This window comes from Salinimicrobium flavum, assembly GCF_042684505.1.
In the GTDB taxonomy this organism is placed as follows: domain Bacteria; phylum Bacteroidota; class Bacteroidia; order Flavobacteriales; family Flavobacteriaceae; genus Salinimicrobium; species Salinimicrobium flavum.
The window spans coordinates 482384-507321 of sequence record NZ_JBHULT010000006.1; the positions used below are offsets into that span (position 1 = coordinate 482384).

At 41.0% G+C, this 24938-nt stretch carries 23 protein-coding genes and 1 tRNA gene; 16 read left to right on the forward strand and 8 right to left on the reverse strand.

Features of this window, described 5'->3' with window-relative positions; genetic code table 11:
- The first annotated feature begins 6 nt into the window (after positions 1-6).
- From ACFSTG_RS05530 to ACFSTG_RS05545, 4 genes are all read left to right on the forward strand, one after another.
- Positions 7-1686 (forward strand): S8 family peptidase, encoded by a 1680-nt coding sequence (locus ACFSTG_RS05530; protein ID WP_380749356.1) that lies wholly within the window; start codon positions 7-9, stop codon positions 1684-1686.
- Between the two features lie 2 nt (positions 1687-1688).
- Entirely contained in the window at positions 1689-3521 is a 1833-nt protein-coding gene (locus ACFSTG_RS05535) for a M1 family metallopeptidase (protein ID WP_380749359.1), read from the forward strand.
- A 92-nt stretch (positions 3522-3613) separates the two neighbouring features.
- Complete coding sequence (gene rnpA, locus ACFSTG_RS05540) at positions 3614-3997, forward strand: ribonuclease P protein component (RefSeq protein ID WP_380749362.1); 384 nt, start codon at positions 3614-3616, stop codon at positions 3995-3997.
- The gene (locus ACFSTG_RS05545; RefSeq protein ID WP_380749365.1) at positions 3994-5628 is read left to right on the forward strand and encodes a S41 family peptidase; all 1635 of its coding nucleotides are present in this window, start codon (positions 3994-3996) and stop codon (positions 5626-5628) included. Before rnpA ends, ACFSTG_RS05545 begins: the two co-directional genes overlap by 4 nt.
- On the opposite strand, the gene ACFSTG_RS05550 is transcribed toward ACFSTG_RS05545, so the two are convergent.
- From ACFSTG_RS05550 to ACFSTG_RS05565, 4 genes are all read right to left on the reverse strand, one after another.
- On the reverse strand, positions 5629-6069 hold the full coding sequence (locus ACFSTG_RS05550) for a GNAT family N-acetyltransferase (RefSeq protein ID WP_380750801.1): 441 nt from the start codon (positions 6067-6069) through the stop codon (positions 5629-5631). It abuts the gene before it with no gap.
- 8 nt (positions 6070-6077) lie between these two features.
- Positions 6078-6509, reverse strand: a complete 432-nt coding sequence (rpiB, locus tag ACFSTG_RS05555; protein WP_380749368.1) for a ribose 5-phosphate isomerase B — start codon at positions 6507-6509, stop codon at positions 6078-6080.
- A 520-nt stretch (positions 6510-7029) separates the two neighbouring features.
- Complete coding sequence (locus tag ACFSTG_RS05560) at positions 7030-7272, reverse strand: DUF2007 domain-containing protein (RefSeq protein WP_380749371.1); 243 nt, start codon at positions 7270-7272, stop codon at positions 7030-7032.
- Positions 7273-7301: 29 nt separating this feature from the next.
- Entirely contained in the window at positions 7302-7463 is a 162-nt protein-coding gene (locus tag ACFSTG_RS05565) for a hypothetical protein (protein WP_380749374.1), read from the reverse strand.
- A gap of 214 nt (positions 7464-7677) precedes the next feature.
- Here ACFSTG_RS05565 and rnr point away from each other — a divergent pair, with 214 nt between their 5' ends.
- From rnr to ACFSTG_RS05585, 4 genes are all read left to right on the forward strand, one after another.
- On the forward strand, positions 7678-9882 hold the full coding sequence (rnr, locus tag ACFSTG_RS05570) for a ribonuclease R (protein WP_380749377.1): 2205 nt from the start codon (positions 7678-7680) through the stop codon (positions 9880-9882).
- Positions 9860-10549, forward strand: a complete 690-nt coding sequence (locus ACFSTG_RS05575) for a head GIN domain-containing protein (protein ID WP_380749380.1) — start codon at positions 9860-9862, stop codon at positions 10547-10549. The genes rnr and ACFSTG_RS05575 overlap by 23 nt, the downstream gene beginning before the upstream one ends.
- Before the next feature lie 41 nt (positions 10550-10590).
- Positions 10591-11307, forward strand: a complete 717-nt coding sequence (locus tag ACFSTG_RS05580; protein ID WP_380749383.1) for a LysE family translocator — start codon at positions 10591-10593, stop codon at positions 11305-11307.
- 129 nt (positions 11308-11436) lie between these two features.
- Complete coding sequence (locus ACFSTG_RS05585; protein ID WP_380749386.1) at positions 11437-12201, forward strand: hypothetical protein; 765 nt, start codon at positions 11437-11439, stop codon at positions 12199-12201.
- A gap of 190 nt (positions 12202-12391) precedes the next feature.
- Here ACFSTG_RS05585 and ACFSTG_RS05590 read toward each other — a convergent pair.
- Together ACFSTG_RS05590 and folB are read right to left on the reverse strand one after the other, a co-directional pair.
- Positions 12392-12462, reverse strand: a tRNA-Cys gene (locus tag ACFSTG_RS05590).
- 79 nt (positions 12463-12541) lie between these two features.
- Entirely contained in the window at positions 12542-12898 is a 357-nt protein-coding gene (folB, locus tag ACFSTG_RS05595; RefSeq protein ID WP_380749389.1) for a dihydroneopterin aldolase, read from the reverse strand.
- A 133-nt stretch (positions 12899-13031) separates the two neighbouring features.
- On the opposite strand from folB, the gene ACFSTG_RS05600 reads away from it, so the two are divergent.
- From ACFSTG_RS05600 to ACFSTG_RS05615, 4 genes are all read left to right on the forward strand, one after another.
- A complete protein-coding gene (locus tag ACFSTG_RS05600; protein ID WP_380749392.1) occupies positions 13032-14711 on the forward strand; it encodes a glutamine--tRNA ligase/YqeY domain fusion protein in 1680 nt (559 codons plus the stop codon).
- A gap of 129 nt (positions 14712-14840) precedes the next feature.
- Positions 14841-15212 (forward strand): YtxH domain-containing protein, encoded by a 372-nt coding sequence (locus ACFSTG_RS05605; RefSeq protein ID WP_380749395.1) that lies wholly within the window; start codon positions 14841-14843, stop codon positions 15210-15212.
- A 7-nt stretch (positions 15213-15219) separates the two neighbouring features.
- Positions 15220-15663: a phage holin family protein gene (locus ACFSTG_RS05610; protein ID WP_380749398.1), complete on the forward strand. Its 444-nt coding sequence runs from the start codon at positions 15220-15222 to the stop codon at positions 15661-15663.
- Complete coding sequence (locus tag ACFSTG_RS05615; protein ID WP_380749401.1) at positions 15650-15883, forward strand: DUF6327 family protein; 234 nt, start codon at positions 15650-15652, stop codon at positions 15881-15883. Before ACFSTG_RS05610 ends, ACFSTG_RS05615 begins: the two co-directional genes overlap by 14 nt.
- On the opposite strand, the gene ACFSTG_RS05620 is transcribed toward ACFSTG_RS05615, so the two are convergent.
- Complete coding sequence (locus tag ACFSTG_RS05620; protein WP_380749404.1) at positions 15880-16902, reverse strand: SPFH domain-containing protein; 1023 nt, start codon at positions 16900-16902, stop codon at positions 15880-15882. The genes ACFSTG_RS05615 and ACFSTG_RS05620 overlap by 4 nt on opposite strands.
- A 75-nt stretch (positions 16903-16977) precedes the next feature.
- Here ACFSTG_RS05620 and ACFSTG_RS05625 point away from each other — a divergent pair, with 75 nt between their 5' ends.
- On the forward strand, positions 16978-17655 hold the full coding sequence (locus ACFSTG_RS05625) for a hypothetical protein (RefSeq protein ID WP_380749407.1): 678 nt from the start codon (positions 16978-16980) through the stop codon (positions 17653-17655).
- Positions 17656-17709: 54 nt separating this feature from the next.
- Here the strand turns inward: ACFSTG_RS05625 and gltX are convergent, their stop codons facing one another.
- On the reverse strand, positions 17710-19233 hold the full coding sequence (gene gltX, locus ACFSTG_RS05630; protein ID WP_380749410.1) for a glutamate--tRNA ligase: 1524 nt from the start codon (positions 19231-19233) through the stop codon (positions 17710-17712).
- A gap of 123 nt (positions 19234-19356) precedes the next feature.
- On the opposite strand from gltX, the gene ACFSTG_RS05635 reads away from it, so the two are divergent.
- Genes ACFSTG_RS05635 through mnmG form a run of 3 tightly spaced genes read left to right on the forward strand, consistent with a single transcriptional unit; the run spans position 19357 to position 24923 of the window.
- Entirely contained in the window at positions 19357-22626 is a 3270-nt protein-coding gene (locus tag ACFSTG_RS05635) for a hypothetical protein (RefSeq protein ID WP_380749413.1), read from the forward strand.
- Positions 22607-23038: an rRNA maturation RNase YbeY gene (ybeY, locus tag ACFSTG_RS05640; RefSeq protein ID WP_380749416.1), complete on the forward strand. Its 432-nt coding sequence runs from the start codon at positions 22607-22609 to the stop codon at positions 23036-23038. The genes ACFSTG_RS05635 and ybeY overlap by 20 nt, the downstream gene beginning before the upstream one ends.
- Positions 23039-23051: 13 nt before the next feature.
- Positions 23052-24923 (forward strand): tRNA uridine-5-carboxymethylaminomethyl(34) synthesis enzyme MnmG, encoded by a 1872-nt coding sequence (mnmG, locus tag ACFSTG_RS05645; protein WP_380749419.1) that lies wholly within the window; start codon positions 23052-23054, stop codon positions 24921-24923.
- The last annotated feature ends 15 nt before the right edge of the window (positions 24924-24938 follow it).

Here is a 24938-nt window from a genome sequence, read left to right on the forward strand (position 1 = left end):
TAAATTATGAAGATCCCAGTTTTTAAACCATTCCTCATCGCCGGAATGGCCATGGCGGTAGCAGGTTGCAGCAGTTCTGCACCTACCATTGTATCTACCCCTATAGAAAATATAGATACCATGCCTCTCAAGGTCACAGATCTCACCGAAACCGAACTAAAAGGTTGGGGCGGAGCAGACCTTGTTGAAGACACCATTCCCGGAATGAGCGTTGAAAAGGCTTATACCGAGATAATAAAGAATACTAAAGGGAATAAGGTGATCGTCGCAGTGATTGACAGTGGAGTTGATATCACTCACGAAGACCTTGATGCGGTGATCTGGACCAACGAAGATGAGATCCCAAACAACAATAAGGATGATGACAGGAACGGCTATGTAGACGACATTCATGGCTGGAACTTTTTAGGAGATGCTGTTGAGGAGAACATGGAATATACAAGGATCCTTAAGAAGTTGAAACCCAAGTTTGACGGAGTTCCCGTAGCATCTGTAAAACCTGAAGATAAAAAGGAATTTGAGCTGTATAAAAGAGCCAAAGCCGAATATGACAAGGAATACAATGAAGCTCTGGGGATGAAGAACCAGTATGAAGGTATTCGCCAACAGTTAGAAATGGCACATAAAGCGGTTTCTGCCAAACTGGGTAAAGAAGATTATACCTTGGAAGAACTTCAGGCTATGGAAGCCAATACTGAAGAAATGCAGCAATATAAAGCATTCCTTACCCAGGTGATGACCAATATTAAAGGAAGTATTCCTGAGTCTATGGTCCAGCTTGATGAGGCCATTGATTATTTCTCCGGAAGACTTAATTCCCACTTCAATCTTGAACTTGATGGTAGGGCTGTTGTGGGTGATGACCCTGATGATATCAATGATACTAATTACGGAAACAATGATGTAACGGGACCTGATCCAAAGATGAAGGATATAAAACACGGTACCCATGTCGCAGGGATCATAGCTGCAGAGCGTGACAATAACATAGGTATCAAAGGAGTGGCTAAAAATGTTTTGATCATGCCTATTCGTGCAGTGCCTGACGGTGATGAATATGATAAGGATATTGCTCTGGCCATAAGATATGCAGTAGATAACGGAGCACAAATCATCAATACCAGCTTTGGAAAATATTTTTCTACCCATCCAGAATGGGTGAGAGATGCCATTAAATATGCTGAACAACATGATGTTCTCATCGTGAATGCAGGAGGTAATGAGGGTCTTGACCTTGATACCAATACAGTATATCCTAACGATCAGGATGTGGAGAATCCACAGGAATTTGCTGATAATTTCCTTACGGTAGGTGCTCTTAGCTTCACTTACGGATCAAATATGATCGCATCTTTCTCCAACTACGGAAAAAATAATGTGGATGTATTTGCACCGGGAACCCAGATCTGGTCAACTACCCCTAATAACGGATATGAGTTCCTTCAGGGTACCTCAATGGCTGCTCCCGCTGTTGCAGGTATTGCAGCACTAATACGTTCCTATTACCCAAAACTTTCCGCAGAACAGGTGAAAAAAGTGATCATGGACAGTGGTCTTAGCTCAAGTGCTACAGTGGTAATTGGAGGAGATTCCTCGAATACCAAAAAATTCAGTGAACTTTCTACCTCCGGAAAAATGGCAAACCTTTATAACGCCTTTATATTGGCAGATAAATTATCAAAATAATTATGAGATTAATACTGTTAACCCTAACCTTTCTATCAACCTTAATTGCCGGGGCTCAAGGCAATAATTCCTATTGGCAGCAACATGTAAAGTATGACATGAATGTGGATATGGATGTGAATAATTTCCGGTATACCGGGGATCAGGAACTGGTGTACACCAATAATTCACCTGACACCCTTCACCGTGTATTTTATCATCTTTACTTTAATGCTTTCCAACCCGGAAGCGAAATGGATGTTCGCTCCAGGACCATTCAGGATCCTGATTCAAGGGTAGGGGACCGTATCTCCAATCTCTCCCCTTCACAGCAGGGTTACCTTAAGGTAAATTCACTAACCCGGGAAGGAGAACTCCTGACTTATGAAGAAGAGGGTACCGTACTTGAGGTGGAACTTGATAAACCCATCTTACCCGGAGAAAAGGCCACTTTTAAAATGAAGTTTGCCGGACAGGTACCTGAGCAGATAAGACGTTCGGGAAGGAACAGTAGTGAAGGGGTTGCCCTTTCCATGGTACAGTGGTTCCCAAAAATGGCAGAATATGATTTTGAAGGCTGGCATGCAGACCCATACATTGGAAGGGAATTTCACGGAGTTTGGGGTGATTATGAAGTTAAAATAAGTATCGATAAGAACTATACTCTGGGAGCTACAGGAGTTCTTAAAAATGCCAATGAAATTGGCCATGGTTACCAGGATGAAGGAATGAAAGTACCCAACAAAAAAGGGGATAAACACACCTGGCATTTTAGTGCTGAACAGGTGCATGATTTTGCCTGGGCGGCAGATGATGAATATATTCACGACAAGATCACAGCAAAAGACGGAACAGTTCTTCACTTCCTGTACAAGGATAATCCGGAAATTAAAGAGAACTGGAAAAATTTGCAGTCAAAGACAGAAGATCTGTTACTTTACTTTAATGAGCACATTGGGCCATACCCCTGGCCTCAATACTCTGTGATCCAGGGAGGAGACGGAGGTATGGAATACGCTATGCTTACTCTTATTACCGGAGAAAGGAATTTTGGCAGCCTTGTTGGAGTGACTGCCCACGAAATGGCCCATGCCTGGTTTCAGCATTTAATGGCAACCAATGAAAGCAAGCACGAATGGATGGATGAAGGTTTCACCAGTTACATTTCAAGTCTGGCTATGAATGAGGTAATGGACCAGAATAAAGAAAACCCTCACGAGGGTTCTTACCGCGGTTATTTCCAGTTGGCCTCATCAGGAACAGAACAACCACAAACAACCCATGCTGACAGGTATACCTATAATTTCGCATACGGTGCAACCGCATATTCAAAAGGGGCGGTTTTCATGGCTCAGCTAGGATATATCATTGGCCAGGAAAACCTTAAGAAAACAATTAAGAGGTACTATAATGACTGGAAATTCAAACACCCTACCCCAAACGATTTCATAAGGGTGGCTGAAAAGGTTTCAGGGGCAGAACTTGATTGGTACCTAATGGACTGGACCCAAACAACCAACACCATTGATTATTCCATCATGGATGTGGAAGAAGAAGGAACCGGCACAAGGATCACCCTGGAAAGAAGAGGAGAAATGCCAATGCCTGTGGAAGTCGCTGTTAATTACAGTGATGGTTCCTCAGACCTGGTCTACATTCCGCTGCAAATGATGCGTTGGGAAAAACCGGCAGAAGAAGGTACAGAGAATAGGGTGGTAAAGAATGACTGGGCCTGGGCATATCCAACCTATTCCTTCACACTTGAAAAGGAAAAAGCCGGGATCACTTCCATAGAGATCGATCCTTCGGGCATTATGGCCGATGTGGACCGGGAAAATAACACTTATACTCCCTGATCTTTGAAAATTTGATTTTAAGGCCTCTTCTGTTTCAGAAGGGGCTTTTTTGTTTGGAAGAAATATACCCCTGAATTTTCTATTTTTACGACATGAACCAAAGCTTTGGAAAACAGGAAAGATTAAAGAGCAAGATCCTTATTGAAAAGCTCTTTTCAGAAGGAAGATCTATTAAAAAGTATCCTTTACTGCTCCTGTATCTGCCCATCAAAGATTCAGCGGAAGGTCAAAATCAAACAGGGGTATCTGTCTCTAAAAGGAATTTTAAACGAGCCGTTGACCGCATGCATTTAAAAAGGTTAATGCGTGAGGCTTTCAGAAAAAATAAGTATCTTGTTAACAGTAACTTGGAATCTTCATACGCTTTTATGTTCATTTATATCGGCAGGGAAAAGCTTACCTATTCCCAACTTTTTACCCGAACCGAAGAACTGTTGAAAAAGCTGGTACAAACCGAAAAAGATAGGCTGCAATGAAAAAGAAATATGTCAAAAAGATCGCAGTATTAGGTACCCTGCTGGTACTGTTTCTGGGAACGTCAGGATTTAAAACCGATTTTTTCGAGATCGCGAAACAAATAGAGATCTTCACAACCCTTTTCAAGGAACTCAACATGAACTATGTTGATGAGACCAATCCTGCCGAATTGATGGATACGGCAATAAACGCTATGCTGCAAGATCTTGATCCGTACACCCATTACTGGAACGAGCAGGAGGTACAGGCTGCCAGAATCAACAATGCCGGGGAATATACCGGGATAGGGGCCACTGTGGGTATTAAAGAGAACCAGATCACGATTGTAGAACCTTACAAGGATTACCCCGCAGATAAAGCCGGATTAAAAGCCGGAGATGAAATTATCAAAATAGGGGAGGTAACGGTAGCAGATTTTAATGAAGATGCAGGAGAACTCCTAAAAGGAGCTCCTAACACCAAGGTGCAACTCACTTATAAAAGACAGGGAGAAACAAAGACCACTGTCCTTACCCGCGGGGAGATCGAGATAAAAGCCGTTCCTTTTTACAAACTTCTGGAGAACAATACGGGCTATATTGTACTTTCTCAGTTCAACCGAAATGCTTCAGCTGAAACTTTACAGGCCTTAAAGGATCTTAAAGGACAGGGAGCTGAAAAGATCATCCTGGACCTACGCGGAAATCCCGGGGGATTACTTTCCGAAGCAATAAATGTTGCAAATATTTTCATTCCTGAAGGCGAACTTATCACCAGTACAAAATCTACTGTTGAAAAATACAATCAAACCTTCTTCACAACCCGGAAGGCAATAGATCAGGATATCCCAATTGCAGTTCTTATAAATGGCCGCAGTGCATCTGCAAGCGAGATCGTAGCAGGAGCACTGCAAGACCTGGATCGTGCGGTTGTTATAGGGGCGCGCAGTTTTGGAAAAGGTTTGGTTCAACGACCTAAAGACCTTACCTATGGTACACAGTTAAAGATCACCATTTCCCGGTATTACACTCCCAGCGGCAGGTGCATCCAGGCGTTGGATTACCAGAACAGGGATGAAGAAGGAAACGCGGTACGCTTTTCTACCAGCGATTATAATGAATTCATGACCCGTAACGGAAGAAAGGTCTATGACGGCGGTGGGATATCCCCAGATGTTCAAATGGAAACTTCAGAATTCAGCAACATCACCAACGCGATACTTCAGCAGAATGCCATTTTTGATTTTGCAACTAACTATTATTATTCACATGAGTTGGATTCTCCGGAAGATTTTACCTTTTCAGAAAAGGATTTTAACCAATTCAAGAAATTCCTTGCCTCGACAGGTTTTGAATATAAGACCTTTACCGAGAAGCAATTGGAAGAATTGAAAAAAGCAGCAAGTTATGATGGTTTTGAAGATGAGATTGCGGGAAGTTATGGAGAAATTCAAAAATCCATTGATGCCTCAAAAGAAAAAGCTATTAATACCAAGAGGGCAGAAATAACAGGTCTTTTAACCGATGAAATAATCAAACGTTATTTTTACAAAGAAGGTTTGTATGAGTATTACGTACAACACAATCCTGAGATAAGAACGGCTCATGAGTTACTTAACAATCAGCAGAAATACAGGGATATCCTTCGCTAATTAATTTTTCACCATAGCGATATGGGGAATACCATCTTCCAGATAGCCTTCCCCGGTTTGCATAAAACCGTGACTTTCGTAAAATTTGGTCAGATAGGTTTGAGCGGAAAGTTTGATCTTTCTGGTATCGAACCTTTTTTCTATTGCTTCTATGGAAGCCTTCAAAATTTCATGTCCAAACCTGTTTTTCCGGCTCTGGTTTTTAACTACCACGCGACCAATGGCAGCTTCAGAAAAATAGATCCCGGGAGGAAAGATCCGCGTGTAGGCAACAAGTTGATCACCTTCAAAACCCAGCACGTGCAGAGCTTTTTCATCTTTACCATCTATATCCTGGTAGACACAATCCTGTTCCACTACAAAGACTTCAGCCCTTAATTGTAAGAGTTGATAGAGTTCATGGAGGCTGAGCTCCTCAAAGGTCTTAATGCTTATTTGCATCATTAAGTTTACTTAGGGTCTATCTTACCTACTCTTCTTATATGTCTTCCACCATCAAAAGCGGTGTCAAGAAATACCTGCACCATTTCCAATACCTGGTGTTTGGAAGTATAACGAGCTGGTATACTTAAGATATTGGCATCGTTATGTTCCCTGGCTAATTGAGTGATCTCTTTATTCCAGCACAAGGCAGAACGCACCCCCTGATGCTTGTTTGCAGTCATATTGGCACCGTTCCCACTCCCGCAGACGATGATACCATAATCTACATCTTCGGAGACCACGTCCCTTGCTACCGGATGCACAAAATCTGGATAATCAACACTATCCTCTGAATCTGTACCGTGATTGATCACTTCATGACCCTGGGCTTTCAGATATTCTGTAATAGCAAATTTATATTCGGTTCCTGCGTGATCGTTGCCGATAGATATTTTCATAATGAGTGGTTTAAGATGTCCACAAAGGTAGAAAATAGGTATATCAACTTCAATTTTTACGATTGTTAATTAAATGTTACAAAACCTTAAAAATCAGGCCTTCTTAAAACTAACAATCCTGTTCATAAAATTGAACCAAAAATTAAAAATGAAATTTGGTTTATTCGTTTAAATTATCAATAGGCACTAATATCTGAGAGTATCAAATTTTTAAATCTTCTTTTTTGGAAAAGTTTTCAGCAGGCATATCCCGATTATGAACAGAACATTTTTGTTAAAATTTAACGTTTTAATATTCACATATCATTATGAACAGTTGTTAAGAAAGTCTTAATGTATTTTTAAAATCAGGCTCTTACGTATTGTACAACCTGTTCATAAATTGTGGTTGGGATCCTTATTCAATACGACCCAAAAATTATCCTGAAAAGTTATGCTACATATTAACAGACTATAATACATCACCATTTAATTTTTTAAATAAGAAAGAAAATGAAATAAATAATATAGCTGTTAACAACTATACGATCTTTAAAGGAGATGAGGTATCGTTAAGAGAGTCTAATATTTCTTTTGCCTGTTCAATGTCGCGGGAGTGAACTTTTAAGTGTATCCCCCCAATAGCATTTGAATAGAAGGGAAAAACCCCTACCATGGTTTCGTTCTGAAAGAAGTATTGTATTTCTGCCTGGTCCAGAAGAAGTTTGAGCACAGCATATTCATGTGGAAAAGTAAAAATGGCGATGGTAGTAAAATCTTTCATAGCAGGGCTGTTGCTATTAAAGATACTAATTATTCAGCAGAAAAACCGAAGGAAAGATCATCTTCAAAATGCTCAGAAGATTCTGAATAAGAAGGGTTATTAAGGCTGTAATTGATATAGGTGACAAAACTTAGTATCCCTATAACGAAAATCAGAACGAAGATCAATGTTATTTTAGTTGATTTCCTCATATCTTAGTTAAAGTCCGGTTTAGCTTCGGAACCTAAAATTATGAACTAAATTAATCTTTTTTTAAGAAATATGAGGTATTATGTTAAATTTTTCTAAATAAAATGGTGAAAATGATTTTTTGAAGGAACCTAAGGGTAGGTATTAAATGAAAAATAACATGTGAATTCAACAGATGTTATTATTATGCCTTAATTTTATAGCTTAATAGTTCAAATGACAAGAAAGAAAAAAACAAAGAAAACTCAAGTCCTGGAAAATGTTACCCAATCTATACTGGGAATACTTCGAAAGAATTCAGGAAAAACTTATAATTATAAACAAATCGCTTCCATTCTGGGAGTAGATGATCCATCCAACCGTAATAAGATCATTCGTACCCTTGCTCAGCTTGCCGCTAAGAAAAAGATTGAGGAAGTTGAAAAAGGAAAGTTCACCCTGGTTTCCAATGTAGATTATTATAAAGGTTTTCTGGATATGACCACCAAGGGAAGCGGGTATGTTGTTGTGAAAGACCTGGATGACGATGTTTTCATTCCTGCCAATAACCTTAACAAGGCCTTTGACGGGGACGAAGTGGAAATCTATGTCTACAAACGCAGACGAAATAAAAAACCTGAAGGTGAGGTTACCCAGGTTCTCAACCGTAAAAAAACCCGTTTTGTAGGAGTTTTACAACTCAAGGAAAATTTTGGTTTTGTTTCAATCCCCGAACCAAAAATGTATACCGATATTTTTGTTCAGAAGAATAAGATAGGAGAGGCTAAGAACGGCGATAAAGTGGTGGTAGAAATGGAAGAATGGCCTGAAAAAGCTGATTCCCCTTTCGGAAAAGTAGTTCAGGTTCTTGGTACTCCGGGTGAACACCATACCGAGATACATGCCATTTTGGCTCAATATGGACTTCCGCATGAATTCCCATCGGAAATTGAAGAATTTGCCGATAAACTCGATACTTCCATACAGGAGGAAGAGATCAAAAATCGTAGGGATATGAGAGATATTCTCACCTTCACTATTGATCCTCACGATGCCAAAGATTTTGATGATGCCCTTAGTTTTAGGGAACTTGAAGATGGAATTTTTGAAGTGGGTGTTCATATTGCCGATGTTTCTCATTATGTGAAACCAGGAACAATACTGGATGAAGAGGCTTTTAATCGCGCCACTTCAGTTTATCTGGTTGACCGGGTAGTTCCTATGTTACCTGAGGTGCTATCAAACAATGCCTGTTCTCTGCGCCCTAATGAAGAAAAATACACCTTTTCTGCGGTTTTTAAAATGAACGAAAAGGCTGAGATCCTAGATGAGTGGTTTGGGAGAACCGTAACTTATTCTGATGCACGGTTTGCCTATGAAGAAGCGCAGTATATCATTGAAACGACGGCAGGAGAAATCCCGGCCGATATTTCCCTTACCAATGAGCCCTACCAGGCCCAAGACTCAATAGTTACCGCTATTCTTCAAATGGACGATATGGCCAAGATCATGCGGAAGAGAAGGATGAAAGAAGGGGCTATTTCTTTTGATAAGGTGGAGGTGAAATTTGATCTTGATGAGGAGAATGAACCCGTTGGTGTGTTCTTCAAAACCTCGAAAGATGCCAATAAACTTATTGAAGAATTCATGTTGCTTGCTAATAAAAAAGTAGCAGAATTCATTGGAAAACAGAAACCTAAAAAGACCTTTGTCTACAGGTGTCATGATGATCCAGATGAGGAAAAATTGTTTGCGTTAAAGACCCTTGTAGGTAAATTTGGCCATGAACTTAACATAAAGGATCACAAATCTATTAGTAAATCCCTGAATAAACTTCTCGAGGATGTACAGGGAACCAAGGAGCAAAATTTAGTTGATACCCTCACTATTCGTACTATGAGCAAGGCGTACTATAGTACAGAGAACATTGGCCATTATGGACTGTCCTTTAGTCATTATTCCCACTTTACTTCTCCTATCAGAAGATATCCCGATGTAATGGTCCACCGACTTTTACAGCATTATCTGGAAGGAAAAAGTACGGTGAAAGAAGAAGAATATGAAGAAAAATGCCAGCACAGCAGTCAGATGGAAAGTCTTGCTACCAGTGCAGAACGGGATTCTATAAAATATATGCAGGTTAAATATATGCAGGAACACAATGACCGGGAGTTTCTCGGCGTTATTTCAGGTGTTACTGAATGGGGTATCTATGTGGAGATCATTTCCAACAAATGTGAAGGAATGGTCAGGCTGAGGGATATCAGGGAGGATCATTTTGATTTTGATGAAGAACAATTTGCCATTGTGGGCAGAAAGACGAAAAAGGTCTATCAGCTGGGCGATGAAGTCTATATCACGGTTAAAAATGCTGACCTGGTCAAACGCCACCTTGATTTTAATTTAATCGGAAGTAAAAATGAAGTTGAAGAACAGAACTAATCGCTTATTTTTTATAACTATAATTCTTACTGCTTTTGTTAGCCTGCAGGTTTCTGCGCAGGATGTGGTTAGGGAATTAAAGGATTTCAGAGAGGTAAAAACCTTTAACGGGGTAGAAGTAATTGTCATTCCTTCTGAAGAGAACAGGATTGAGATCAGCGGTCACAGCAAAGAGAAAGTGAAATTCGATGTTGTTGATTACCGTTTGGAATTAAGGTTAAGCCTGGACAATATCTGGTCAAAAGACAATACCGTGATCACCGTGTATGGGAAATCCATCGAGACCATTGATGCCAATGAAGGATCTATTGTAGAGACCAGGGGTGTTTTGGAGGGGAAGATTACCATCATAAGAGCTCAGGAAGGGGCTGCGGTTTTTGCTGAAGTAAATTCCGAAAATGTAAAATCCCGGGCAATTTCAGGCGGAAAAATAACCCTGAAGGGAAAAGCCAGGGAACAGGAGGTAGAGATTAACAGTGGCGGCCATGTTTATGCGCGCGACCTTAAAACCCAAAATACAACTGTGAGTGTTAGTACTGCCGGAAGAGGTGAAGTTTATGCCAGTGAATATGTAAAGGCAACAGCGAAACTGGGAGGTATTGTAGAGGTTTTTGGAAACCCTGCCGAAGTGGATCGCAAGACCAGCCTGGGAGGTAAAATTTTATAAGTGAAGTAAAATATTACCTTTGTGAAAATTCAAATTTCCTGATGTTTCAAGATATACTGGCTGCCATACCCCTGGGATTTTTCCTTGCTTTCTTATTGGGCCCGGTATTCTTCGTTCTTTTGGAAACGGCTGCTATAAAGGGCTTCAGAGCTGCTCTTTCATTTGATGCCGGAGTCATTTTTGCCGATATTATTTTCCTGATAATCGCCTATTTAAGTACCACAAAATTGCTTAACAGCATCAAGGATGACCCGTCACTTTTTATTTTTGGGGGAGGTATCCTGGTTACTTACGGAATCATCCAGTTCATCCAAACCAAACCTGTCTTACAGCATGAGGAAGTACCCGAAATTCAGAAGCTGAATAAACGGGATTACCTGGGGCTGGCTGCAAAAGGTTTTTTATTAAACTTTATAAATATTGGGGTTTTAGGTTTCTGGCTGGGGCTTATCATTGTCTTTGGACCTCAAATGGAAATGGAGACCAACCGTATTTCGATATTTTTTGGAAGCGTGTTAGGTACTTATCTGGTGGTGGATATTTTCAAGATCCTGGCTGCCAAAAAGTTGAATCGTAAACTTACACCTACCCGTATCTACAGGGTTAAAAAAGGCATCAGTATAATTTTAATGGTCTTTGGGATATTCCTTGTGGGACAGGGATTGGTTCCCCAGGAAATTAATCAGTTACAGGAGCAGATAGACAATATTACCCCCGAGAATTCTTCTAACGGAGTTTCTACATCAATATGGAAGTAGATTCATTCAAGGGTAATCCTTCCGGTCATTCCAAGAAATAATGGGATTGCTCTCAATACTTATGTAAGTCTCTTCTTACACTATTTCAATCTTTTTTCTATCTTTCCGAAGAAATTATAATACAAAAAGATGCTCCTCAATAATAAATTCCTGCTACTGTTAGGGTTCTTTTTCTTTTCCCTGCAATCGTATTCTCAAAAAGATATTCTCGACTACATAGTTAAGGATAAAGATACGTTCTATGGGGCGATAAGGACTAACGGGACCCAGAACAGATTATGGTTTTATCACAGGGTTACCGGGGAGGACGGAAAATCATTTATAAAGGAAGAGAAAATTTCAAAGAAAAAAATCAGGACCTTTAGAAGGAATGGGAAGATATTTCATTACCGGGAGGGAGAATATCAAACCCTGGTACGGGTCATCCCCGATTATATAGTGACCAAAGAAAATGACACGGTATATGGAGAGATAAAAACCAGTTTTTTTATGCAAAAAAGATTCCTGTTGGATAAAAAAGGGGAAAAGCATCCAATAAAATCAGATGTGGTTTCAGCCTACTCAGTAGACAACAAAGTTTACAAGCTGATAAACGGCAGTTTCTGCAGGTTGATCCTTGAGGGACCGGTATCCCTTTATTACTTTATTCAGGGCAATACAGGCTCAGGGTTAGAAATGAGCTTTAATGCAGATCTTTCGGGAGTTTATATTCATAAAGGGGAAGAATTTCAACGGGTCTTTAATTCCGGTTTTTATCCGGTGACCGAAGCTTTATTCGGAGATAACCTGGAGCTTATGAAAAGGATCGAGGAAAGGGAGTTTACGATAGATAATATTTACCTGGTTACCCAGATATATAACAGGTATCTGGAGGAGAAAAAGGCATCTTTATAGATAAATCGAGGGAGCGTGGCGATAAATAGTACTGTCTCAAAAGCTTATTCACATCAACCTGTCCCGACGCTTCGGGATTTTAAGGTTCTCATTGAAAAGGAAATTCTAAGGAATCAAATCTCAAAACGTTTCCCGAATCAAGGTACCTGGTATATTAAATAAAAAAAGCCCCTTAATAAGGAGCTTTTAGAGGCATCGAGCGGATTCGAACCGCTGTACAAGCTTTTGCAGAGCTCTGCCTAGCCACTCGGCCACGATGCCATTATTTCAACGGAAGGCAAATGTAATAAAATTTCTTTTTTCAGGCTATCTTTTTCAGGAGCATTGAAAAAATTGAGTATTAACGGCTCTTAGACCTTCTTACAGTGACCATTTCCACATTTCCGCCAATTGGTGGATTGATCTTCGAAACATCTACCGTTACTTTCTGTACGATAAGCAATTCATTCATGACCCGGTCCAGTATCCTTTCTGCTACTGTTTCCAGTAATTTTGAGCGTATTGCCATTTCCTCCTTCACGATCTTGTTAAGGTGAACATAGTCAATGGTATCTTTTAAAAGATCTGTCTTCGCAGATCTTGAAAGGTCGCCCTGCACTTTCAGGTCTACCCGGTAATCACTGCCTATTCTACCTTCTTCATCAAGACAACCGTGGTAGGCAAAAACCTTGATATTTTTAAGTCTGATACTTCCCATGTTCAAATTTTATGCGAAGATAAAAACAATTAAGGACAGAAAGGGAAGAGGCGGGCCATTAATGATGTATTTAGACAGCCAATTGATCTTTATTTTCTTTAATTTTGGACCCTTAAAAGTATAACCGGTTATTATGGCGGAAGAAAAGAAATCTCTCAATTTCATTGAGCAGTTAATAGAGGAAGATCTTAGAAAAGATTTTAAAAGGGAGGAACTGCAGTTTCGTTTCCCACCGGAGCCAAACGGATATCTCCATATTGGTCATGCAAAATCTATTTGTCTCAATTTTGGGCTTGGATTGAAGTACGATGCCCCGGTAAACCTTAGGTTTGATGATACCAATCCAATCAAGGAGGAGCAGGAGTATGTAGATGCCATCAAGGAAGATGTGAAATGGCTGGGTTTTGAATGGTCTAAAGAATGCTATGCCTCAGATTATTTTCAACAGCTGTATAACTGGTCGGTAGAGATGATAAGAAACGGGGATGCTTATGTAGACAGTCAACCTTCCGCAGCAATAGCCGAACAAAAAGGAACCCCCACCACTCCGGGAAAGAACAGTCCTTACCGTGACAGATCAATTGAGGAAAATCTGGAACTTTTCAGGAAGATGAAAGATGGAGAGACTACTGAAGGGGCCCATGTTTTAAGAGCTAAGATTGATATGGCTTCCAAAAATATGCTTATGAGAGATCCTATAATGTACAGGAGCCTTCACAAAAAGCATCACCGTACAGGGAGTGATTGGATGATATATCCACTTTATGACTGGGCACACGGTCAAAGTGATTACATAGAAGGCGTGACACATTCATTCTGCACCCTGGAGTTTGTAATGCACCGGGAGCTATATGAGTGGTTTTTAGAGAAGGTTTATGAAGCTGGCAGGGTGAAACCTAAGCAGCGGGAATTTGCACGCTTAAATCTCAGCTATACCATTATGAGCAAGCGAAAACTTGCTGAACTGGTGAACAAGAAGATCGTTTCTTCCTGGGATGACCCCAGGATGCCCACTATAAGCGGATTGAGGAGAAGGGGATATACCCCTGCCTCGATAAGGAAATTCGCTGAGACCATTGGGGTCGCAAAAAGGGAAAATGTAATTGATGTTTCCCTGCTTGAATTCTTTATCAGGGAAGATCTTAATAAAACTGCCCCCAGGGTTATGGCGGTATTGGATCCTGTAAAACTTGTGATCACCAACTATCCTGAAGGGGAAGAAGAGTGGCTGCAGGCTGAGAACAATCCCGAGGATGAATCTGCCGGTTCCAGGGAAATTCCTTTTTCCAGGGAACTTTATATTGAAAAAGAAGATTTTAAAGAAGAAGCGAATCGTAAATTCTTCAGGCTCACCCTCGGAAAAGAAGTCCGGCTAAAGAATGCATTCATCATTAAGGGTGAGAGTGTGGTGAAGAATGCAGACGGTGAGATCACAGAAATACATTGTACCTACGATCCAAAAAGCCGAAGCGGCAGTGGTACCGAAGAGTCAATGCGAAAGGTGAAAGGTACCCTTCACTGGGTTTCTGCAAAACACGCCATTGAAGCAGAAGTGAGGTTATATGACCGCCTGTTTAACGTGGAGGCACCTGATGCCGACAAGGAAAAGGATTATATGGAATTCTTAAATCCTGATTCCCTTAATGTGGTTACAGGTTACCTGGAACCGGGCCTTAAGGAGGCAAAACCCCTGGATCTTTTTCAATTTCAGAGATTGGGATATTTTAACGTAGACAAAGACAGTAATCCAGACCATCTTATCTTTAACAGAACAGTTGGCTTGCGGGATTCTTGGGGTTCTAAGAATAAATAGTTAAGGCCAAATTTTCCCTGTTAAGAATACTTTAGCATTGGAAAATGGATATTAACCGGTTATTAACAGCCCGGCAAAGGGCATTATTCTATATTTGATTATAGTATTAATCTAAACAACCAATATATCATGGCAAATTCAGGAAGTACCTTTTTAGCATTATTGACCGGGGCAGCAATAGGAGCGGGCCTTGGACTGTTATATGCACCTGACAGCGGAGAGGAAACAAGAAGAAAACTTGGAGAGAATGCAAAAAAAACACAGGATGACCTTAACCGTCGTTACCGTGAAACTTCTTCCAATCTAAGTCAAAAGGCCAAACAGGCCAAAATGGATTTTGAAGACAGGCTTGAAGAAACTTTATCTTCTGCCAGTTTTAAAGCTGATGAAATTTTAAGCAGCCTGGAAACTAAGCTGGAAGAGCTTAGGAAACAAAATGCTAAATTTCAGAAGGATAAAAAAGGTGGGGTAGAATCATCTTCTGATAATGCTGTAGTCTAAATACAACATGGCATTCGAAAGAATATCAGACAACTTACACAGGTTAAACGAAAACATTCGCTCCTTCGCTGAAAGCAGTGCGGAGTATTATAAACTGGATTTGTTTAACAAGACTATGAAAGGGGCTACTGCCGCAGTTAAAGGTGCGGCAATAGCTTTTTTTGTACTCTTTGCGATCCTGTTCCTTTCTATTGCCGTTTCTGTGGCCCTTAGCAACTGGTTGGATTCTCCAAGCAGCGGATTTTTTATTGTGGGTGGCATTTACCTGCTGGTTGGGCTTATAATCGCCTTCTTTGGCAGTTCAGTGATCAATAAAATGATGCTGAAACCTGCTTCCAGGAAATTTTTCGGAGAACCGGAAAAACCAAGCATGAATCATCCGGAGTACGAAGCTACCGCCGATTATAAGACAGATGAGATCATAATTAAGGAAGAAGATGAGAGAATATAAGAACTTTGATGAAATAGACAGAGATCTCACCCTGCTTAAATTGCAGAAAGAGATCGATAAAGAAAAGATCATTTTAAGTTATCACCAGACCAAAGAAAGCCTGGCTCCCAAAAGATTGCTTAAAAACGCTGCAGGAAGCATCTTCAAGAATGCCCTCATCTTAAAAGGAGCCACCTCTGTCCTTGGATTTATTGGTGATAAATTCGGGGAGAAGGATTAAACCTCATCCTGTCCCTCTTCATTTCCCGGTTCTTCGGTTTTTGGATAATTACGGGTCCTGTTATCTTTTTGATTTTCCTTTTTCTTTCGCTTTTGTTCCCTTAAAGCATTATCCTTTTTCATAGCTTCCCCTATTTGATTTGAAGCCGTAAAAGACGCGATCATGTTATTGAGCATGTCACTTCCTGTTTGAGGAGAATTTGGCAGTAGTATAAGGTTGCTTTGGGTTTCCTCCCCTAGTGACTGCAGGGTATCGTAATGCTGGGTAACCACGATAAGAGCAGATGCTTCCTGGGAATTGATCCCTACATTATTTAAAACATCTACGCTTTCTTCAAGACCACGGGCGATCTCCCGTCGCTGGTCTGCAATACCCTGGCCCTGCAGGCGCTTACTTTCGGCCTCGGCACGAGCTTTAGCAACGATCTTAATACGTTCTGCCTCAGCTTCATATTCTGCAGCAACTTTTTCCCTTTCTGATGCATTGATACGGTTCATGGCCGCTTTCACCTGTATATCAGGATCAATATCTGTAACCAGGGTTTTAATGATATCATAGCCATAATCCTGCATGGCTTCATTAAGTTCCCTTTTTACCGCTATCGCAATATCATCCTTTCTTTCAAAGACATCATCAAGTTTCATTTTTGGTACTTCTGCCCGCACCACATCAAAAACATAGGAGGTGATCTGGTCATGAGAATTCTCGAGCTTATAGAAGGCATCATAAATGCGGGTGCTAATAACCTGGAATTGAACAGAGATCTTCAGTTTTACAAAAACATCATCTTTTGTCTTGGTTTCTACCAACACGTCAAGCTGCTGGACCTTCAGGTTTATCCTTCCGGCGATCTGGTCAATAACCGGGACTTTGAAGTGTAAACCACTATTACTAATCCTCTGAAATTTTCCGAAGCGCTCAATAGCGGCGGCCGTTTGTTGTTTTACAGTAAAAATTCCTGAGAAGAGGATAATGAATCCCAGGATAATAACAAAGGCGGTCAAAACTGTTGTGATCATAGATATTGTAAGTTTATTTTAACGGTTAAGATAGAAAATAAACCCCTACATTTGGCCTTTTAAAAGAACCTACTTATGAATTTGAAGCATTTTTTTCTTATTACTGGTCTGTTTTTTCTTTCTTTTCATGGCACCGCACAACAGTTATGGGACGGTCAATATAACAGGCTTGGATTACAGGCCGGTGCTAACCGCTTTGATATTGTTACCAATAATCTGCCGGTAAACCCGGGCATAAGCTGGACTGCCGGTTTCACCACCAGGGCTTCCTTTTACGAAGATTTTCAATTCGTTTACGGGATCAATTTCTATGATTTCAAAATGACCATGGACGGGCGGGAGAAGATCGAGCTTAGCTCCCCGGCAGCCGAGATCGAATATACAATGATTGGTGTTCAGGCTAATTTCTTCGGAAGTTATAAACTTTACGACCATTACTTAAGTGTGGAGGCGGGGCCGGTACTTCAGGTGAACGGAAAAATGGATGCGAGACAGGATAAGGAATACTACTACGTTGGAAACTACGATGTTAATGCGATAGACCTTGAAAAGGTTGGAACAGTGAACTTCAATCTTGCATTTGGATTGAGTGGAGGATTTGAGACCTTCAAATTCTGGGCTCAATACCAGTACGGGCTAAACAACATTCTTGGAAAACTCAATGATCAGGGACTAAAAGAGAAGGACGGAAGTTTTCCTACTTTAAAAGGGCATATGAGCATGATCTCAGGAGGCATAGTGATTTTCCTGTAGAACGAAATTCTATAAAACAGGAAGCCCCGAAATGTCAATTTCGGGGCTTTTTTTTTAAAGGGTGGCCTGGGCTTTCTTCAGGCGTTCAATGGTTTCTTCTTTTCCTATCAGGGAAGCTATCTCAAAGACATCTGGTCCCTGCATTGCACCAACAAGAGATAACCTGAAAGGCTGCATGACCTTTCCAAAACCTATACTTTCTGAAGTGATCCAGGATTTCACCCTGTCCTGGATATTAGAGGTATTAAAATCCTCTGTTTCTTCCAGAATGACAACTACCTTATCCAATATATCTGAGGTATCTTCTTTCCAGGCTTTTTTAGAGGCCTTTGGGTCGTATTCTGATGGTGCTGTAAAGAAATAGCTGCCTAATTCCCAGAAGTCCTTTAAAAACGAAGCACGCTCCTTTAGAAGGCTAATGACCTTGATAATATATTCCTGAGGAAATTCCAGCCCTTTATTTTTAAGAAAAACATCAAATTCAGCTGCGAGTTTCTCATCATTTGCCAGTTGCATGTAGTGGTGCTGGAACCATTTGGTCTTTTCAGGATCGAACTTCGAACCTCCTTTTGAGACATGTTCCAGGGAAAACGCCTTTACAAGCTCCTCCAGGGAATAGATCTCCTGTTCACTTCCTCCTCCCTGATTCCATCCTAAGAGAGCCAGCATATTTACCACTGCACCGGGGAAATATCCGTCTTCACGGTACCCTGAAGAAACTTCGCCCGATTTAGGATCTCTCCATTCTATAGGAAAAACGGGAAATCCCAGTTTATCACCATCTCTTTTACTCAGTTTACCTTTCCCCTGTGGTTTCAGGATAAGTGGTAAATGGGCGAATTTGGGGACAATCCAGCCAAATGCCCGGTATAAGAGAACGTGGAGGGCAAGGCTGGGAAGCCATTCCTCTCCGCGAATTACGTGGGTGATCTTCATTAAGTGATCATCCACGATATTGGCAAGGTGATAGGTGGGCATCCCGTCACTCTTGAAAAGAACTTTATCATCAAGGATCTGGCTTTCAATCACCATTTCCCCGCGTATTTCATCTTCGAAGTGGAGGGATTCCTTTTTGGGGACTTTAAACCTGATCACGTATGGTTCGCCTGCTTCAAGCTTCTGTTTTACCTCTGCTTCGGAAAGGGAAAGGGAATTATTAAGTTTTTGACGGTTATGCCAGTTGTAGATAAAGGTTTTCCCTTTTGCTTCATGATCTTGCCGGTGACCATCTAATTCTTCTGAAGTATCAAATGCATAATACGCGTCACCCGAGGCTAAAAGTTTTTGGGCATAATCACGGTACAGATACTGGCGTTCACTTTGTCGGTATGGACCATACCCACCATCTTTTCCCGGGCCTTCATCAAAGGGAATATTCAGCCAGTTTAAAGATTCTACGATATAATCTTCAGCGCCCTCCACATATCTTGCCTGGTCTGTATCTTCGATCCTAAGAATAAAATCTCCCTCATGTTTCTTGGCAAACAAGTAGTTGAAAAGAGCTGTTCTTACTCCTCCAATATGTAAAGGTCCCGTGGGACTTGGTGCAAAACGCACCCTCACTTTTTCTGTAGACATAGCTGCTGGTTTAGGAGGGCAAAGATAAGGGTTTCTTTAGGTTTAAGAAATTTGGAACCAAAAGGAAAGTTCAGATAATTTTTAAAATAAAATCGTAATTTTAGGAGATTGAAAGGTGGGGGCATGGATAATTTCGAGATATTAAGAAAAAAACTGGAGGCTTTTATCAAACGCTTCTATGTGAACGAGCTTTTAAAGGGGCTGATTTTTTTTGTGGCAATTGGCCTTCTTTATTTTCTGGTCACCCTTTTTATTGAATATCTTTTTTGGTTAGATAGCCGGGGAAGGACGCTGTTGTTCTGGAGTTTTGTTCTGGTGGAAACCTTTCTTTTCCTGCGTTTCATTATTTATCCCTTGCTCAAACTTTTTAAGCTTTCCAGAGGGATAGATTATACTCAGGCCTCCATCATTATTGGTAAACATTTTCCCGAGGTTAATGACAAACTCCTGAATGTTCTTCAACTTAAGAGCAGCCGGCACCAGACAGAACTGCTTTTGGCCGGAATCGATCAAAAATCCCGGGAATTGAAGCCGGTTCCTTTTTCCATGGCCGTAGATTTCCGGAAGAACCTGCCTTACTTAAAATATGCAGCCATACCAATCATCATAATTCTCCTGATCCTGATCTCGGGCAGGACAGAGATCTTTTCCAGTAGTTATGAGCGGGTGGTGAATTATAAAGTGGCTTATGAAGCCCCCGCACCTTTTACATTTCTGCTGGGAAATGATTCCTTAAAGATTCGCGAAAATGAAGTTTTAGAGCTTGAGATATTTACCGAAGGTAAGATCATTCCTGAACAAGCTTCTATACATTATGGTGGCCAGTCTTATTACCTCAATCAAATATCTCCGGGTCTCTTCCGTTACCGGTTCGAACCCTTAACCGGGTCCTTTAATTTTACCCTCTCCGGAAATAAAGTGGTTTCAAGGGAGTATAAGGTTGAGGTCATAAAAGTACCACGACTTACAAATTTACAAATGCAGCTTTATTTTCCGAAGCATACGGGCATGAGGGATGAAGTCATCGAGGGAACAGGAAATGCGACCATACCTGAAGGCACAAAGGTCAATTGGAACATGGAAACCAATGCTACAGATGAAGTGAAACTTGTTTCAAAAGATACTACGGAAATTTTCCGGAAAGAGGGAAATACGTTTTCTGCCCAAAAGCAACTAAGGAATTCCCTAAACTATCAAATAAGTACCTCAAACCGGGAGGTCGTCAACTATGAGAATCTCTCTTTTTACCTGAAGGTGGTCAAGGATGAATATCCCCGATTGACCCTTGAACATAAAAAGGACACCCTCGAAGGGGAGACGCATTATTTCAGCGGAAAAGCAACCGATGATCACGGTATCTCCCGTGTGCGGCTGGTTGTAGAGCCTACGGAGACTTCTAATGAAAAGATCATCAGAAATCTTGATGTGGGAACAGGTACCGTTGCCGAATTTTTAAGTGTTTTTCCTGATACTTTGGAATTGGAAAAGGGAAAATTCTATCAGTTTTACTTTGAAGTATTTGATAATGACGCACTTAATGGTTATAAAAGGGTAAAAAGCAACACCTTTACCTACAGAAGGAATACAGATGACGAAGAGAGAGAACAAAGGCTGGAGCAACAAAAAGATGCCCTCAATACCCTTGACGGCTCTCTGAAGGAAATGAAACTTTCCGAAAAGGAACTTTTGGAATTTTCAAGATTGAACAAAGAGAGGTCAGAGCTCAATTTTAACGAGCGAAAGAAACTTGAAAACTTTTTAAAGAGGCAAAAGGATCAGAACGAGATCATGAAATCGTATTCTGAAAAACTGGAGGAAACCCTTGAGAAAGAGGAAGAATCCTTTAATGAAGATCTTAAAAAAGATCTGGAAGAAAAATTGAAGCAGAGGCAGGAAGAACTCAAGAAGAATGAGGAGTTACTGGAGGAGCTTGAAAAATATTCTCAAAAGATCCAGGAGGAAGGGCTTTCTGAAAAACTGGAGGAGCTATCTAAAAATGCCAAACAAAGTGAACGGAGCCTGGAACAGCTTTTAGAGCTTACTAGAAAATATTATGTTCAGGAGAAATTACAAAAACTGGCTTCTGAGATGGAGCAATTGGGCGAGGACCAGGAGGAACTCTCGAATGCAGAGGAAGAGAAAAATACACCCACCGCACAAGACAGTCTTCAGCAAGAGACCGAGGAAGTTCTCGGGGATCTTAAAGAGCTGGGAAAGGAGAACAAAGGACTGAAAACCCCGGTTGATCTCGGCCGGGACGAGAAGAAGGAACAGGAAATTCAACAAGACCAGAACAAAGCCCTGGAAGAACTGGAGCAGGGAAATAAGAAGGAGGCCAAAAAGGAGCAAAAGAAAGCAGCAGATAAGATGAAGCAAATGGCTGCAAAAATGAAGAAACAAATGCAAATGGGGGAAATGGAACAGATGCAGGAAGATGCAGATATGCTTCGACAGATCCTGGACAACCTTATCACCTTTTCCTTTGAACAGGAAGACCTGATGGAGGTCTTTAAAAAATCCGGCAGGAACAGTCCTTCTTTTTCCGGAAACCTCAAGAGACAGAATGTTCTCAGGGAAAATTTTCATCATATAGATGACAGTCTTTATGCTTTATCCCTTCGTAATCCCATGATCTCTGAAGTGATCACAAAAAGACTTATTGATGTTGATTATGATCTTGACAAATCTTTGGAACGTCTTGCACAAAATGAGATCCCTCAGGGATTGGCCAGTCAGCAATACGTCATTACCGGTGTGAATGATCTCGCCTATTTCCTTAGTGATGCCCTCAATAGGATGGAACAGATGTTGAACCAGGCTTCCGGGGCCGGAAAAGGAGGGAGCGGTCAGGGAATGCAGTTGCCTGATATCATTCAAAAGCAGGGAGAATTAAAGGAAAAGCTGGGAGAGGGTATGAAAGAAGGACAGAAGGAGGGAAAAGGCCTTAAGGGAAATGAAGGTGGGAACGGAGAGGATGAAAATCAGAGCGAGAAACTGTTCGAGATTTATAAGGAACAACAAATGCTGAGGAGGGCACTTGAAGAATATTTAAAGAAAAATGGGGAACGTCCGGGTGGCAACAAGCTTCAAAAGGAAATGGAGCAGATAGAGAAGGAAATACTTGAAAAAGGGTTCAATAATCGCACCCGGGAAAAAATGGAGCAATTGGAACACAAATTGATGGAACTGGAAGAGGCTGAAATGGAACAAGGACAAAGACCTGAGAGGGAATCTGAGACCGGAAAAGAAACCCCGAATAACAGAAGCAACCAGCAGATTCTCAAGGCAAAAGAATATTTTCCTGCCACTGAAATATTAAATAGACAAACCTTACCTTTGCGGCAAATTTACAAACAGAAAGTAAAAGAGTATTTTGAACGAGGAGACGATTAACTTTTATTCAGAAAACAATTTTTCCCTTCAGGAAGAATCGCTCTACGAGAGCTGGCTTAAAAAGGTAATTTCTTCGGAAGGGAAGAAGACCGGCGAAATCAGTTTTATTTTTTGCGATGATGAATATCTGCTTAATATAAATCGTGAATATCTTGACCACGATACCTATACAGATATTATCAGCTTTGATAATACTGTGGGTAACATTTTAAACGGAGATATATTTATTAGCAGCGAAAGAGTAACTGAGAATGCTGAAGCTTTTGTGGTCCCTTTTGAAGAAGAACTCCGAAGAGTAATGGTTCACGGGATCCTTCACTTTTGTGGTTATTCAGATAAATCTGAAAAGGAGAAGGGCCAGATGAGAAAGAAAGAAGAAGAAAAAATGGAAATGTTCCACGTGGAACAATAGAAGCAGAACGTGTATGTTTGAAAGGAAATATGATGTTATTGTAGTAGGGGCCGGACACGCCGGTAGCGAAGCTGCTGCGGCTGCGGCCAACATGGGATGCAGCACTTTGCTTATCACCATGAATCTGCAAAATATCGCACAAATGAGTTGTAATCCCGCAATGGGGGGTATCGCTAAAGGGCAAATCGTTCGTGAGATTGATGCCCTTGGAGGGTACAGCGGTTTAGTAAGTGATACCAGTGCAATTCAGTTTAAGATGCTTAATAAATCCAAAGGGCCCGCAATGTGGAGTCCGAGGGTGCAAAGTGACAGGATGATGTTCGCTGAGCACTGGAGACAGCGATTAGAGAACACCCCTAATCTTGATTTTTATCAGGAAATGGTCTCCGGTTTATTGATAGAAAATGATCGTGTGGTGGGGGTGAAAACCTCCCTTGGAATCGAAGTGAAAGCACAGTCTGTCATTCTTACCAACGGAACATTCCTGAATGGTCTTATACATATTGGAGATAAACAATTTGGTGGTGGTCGTGCTGGGGAGAGAGCGGCGACGGGAATTACAGAGGAGCTGGTTAAAATAGGGTTTGAGTCAGGAAGAATGAAGACGGGAACTCCCCCGAGAGTAGACGGGAGGTCTCTCGATTATTCCAAAATGGTGGAGCAGCCGGGGGATGACATACCCTCCAAATTCTCTTATCTTGACGAAACAGTACCACTTTCAAAACAGAGGTCCTGTTACATGTCTTATACCTCTCCTGAAGTACATGAGTTGCTCAAAGAAGGTTTCGACAGGTCTCCCATGTTCAATGGAAGAATAAAAAGTGTTGGTCCCCGATATTGCCCTTCAATAGAAGATAAAATAAACCGGTTTGCCGATAAGGACAGGCATCAGTTATTTATAGAACCGGAGGGATGGAATACTGTGGAGATGTATATCAACGGATTCTCTACTTCGCTTCCTGAAGATGTGCAGTTTCGTGCCCTGAGTTCTGTTGCCGGCTTTGAAAAAGTGAAATTCTTTAGGCCAGGTTATGCCATAGAATATGATTATTTCCCTCCAACACAATTAAAACATACCTTAGAAACTAAACTTGTTGAAGGTCTTTATTTCGCCGGACAAATAAATGGAACCACCGGGTATGAGGAGGCAGCTTCCCAAGGTCTTATGGCAGGTATAAACGCGGCTTTAAAAGTTAAGGAACGTGAGGAATTCGTTCTGCAACGAAGTGAGGCTTATATTGGAGTTTTAATAGATGATCTTATTACAAAGGGAACTGAAGAGCCTTATCGAATGTTTACCTCCCGTGCTGAATACAGGACTCTCTTAAGACAGGATAATGCAGATTTCAGATTGACCGGGAAGTCCCACGAAATAGGTTTGGCTTCAGAAGAACGAGTCCGGAAAATGGAATCCAAACAAAAAAAATCGCATGGATTTGTCAACTATTTGAAAGAAACGAGCGTGATTCCTGAAGAAGCGAATGAAGTCCTTGAAGAAAAAGGATCTTCCCCAATGAGACAGAGCGATAAGATCTTCAAAGTATTTTCCAGGCCAAATATCACTATGGATGATGTTAGGAAATTTAGCGGAGTGAATGATTACATTCTGCAGAATAACCTGAATGAAGAAGAACTGGAACAGACCGAGATTCAGGTAAAATATTCCGGCTACATTGAGAAGGAAAAGAATAATGCTGATAAATTGCACCGATTAGAGGGGATCAAGATCCCTTCAACATTTGATTATTCCAGGATCAAATCCATGTCTTACGAAGCCAGGGAAAAATTAAAGAAGATAAGACCAACTTCGGTGTCCCAGGCCTCGAGGATCAGCGGGGTAAGCCCCAATGATATTTCGGTTTTATTGGTATACATGGGCAGATAAATAAAATAGTTCCAC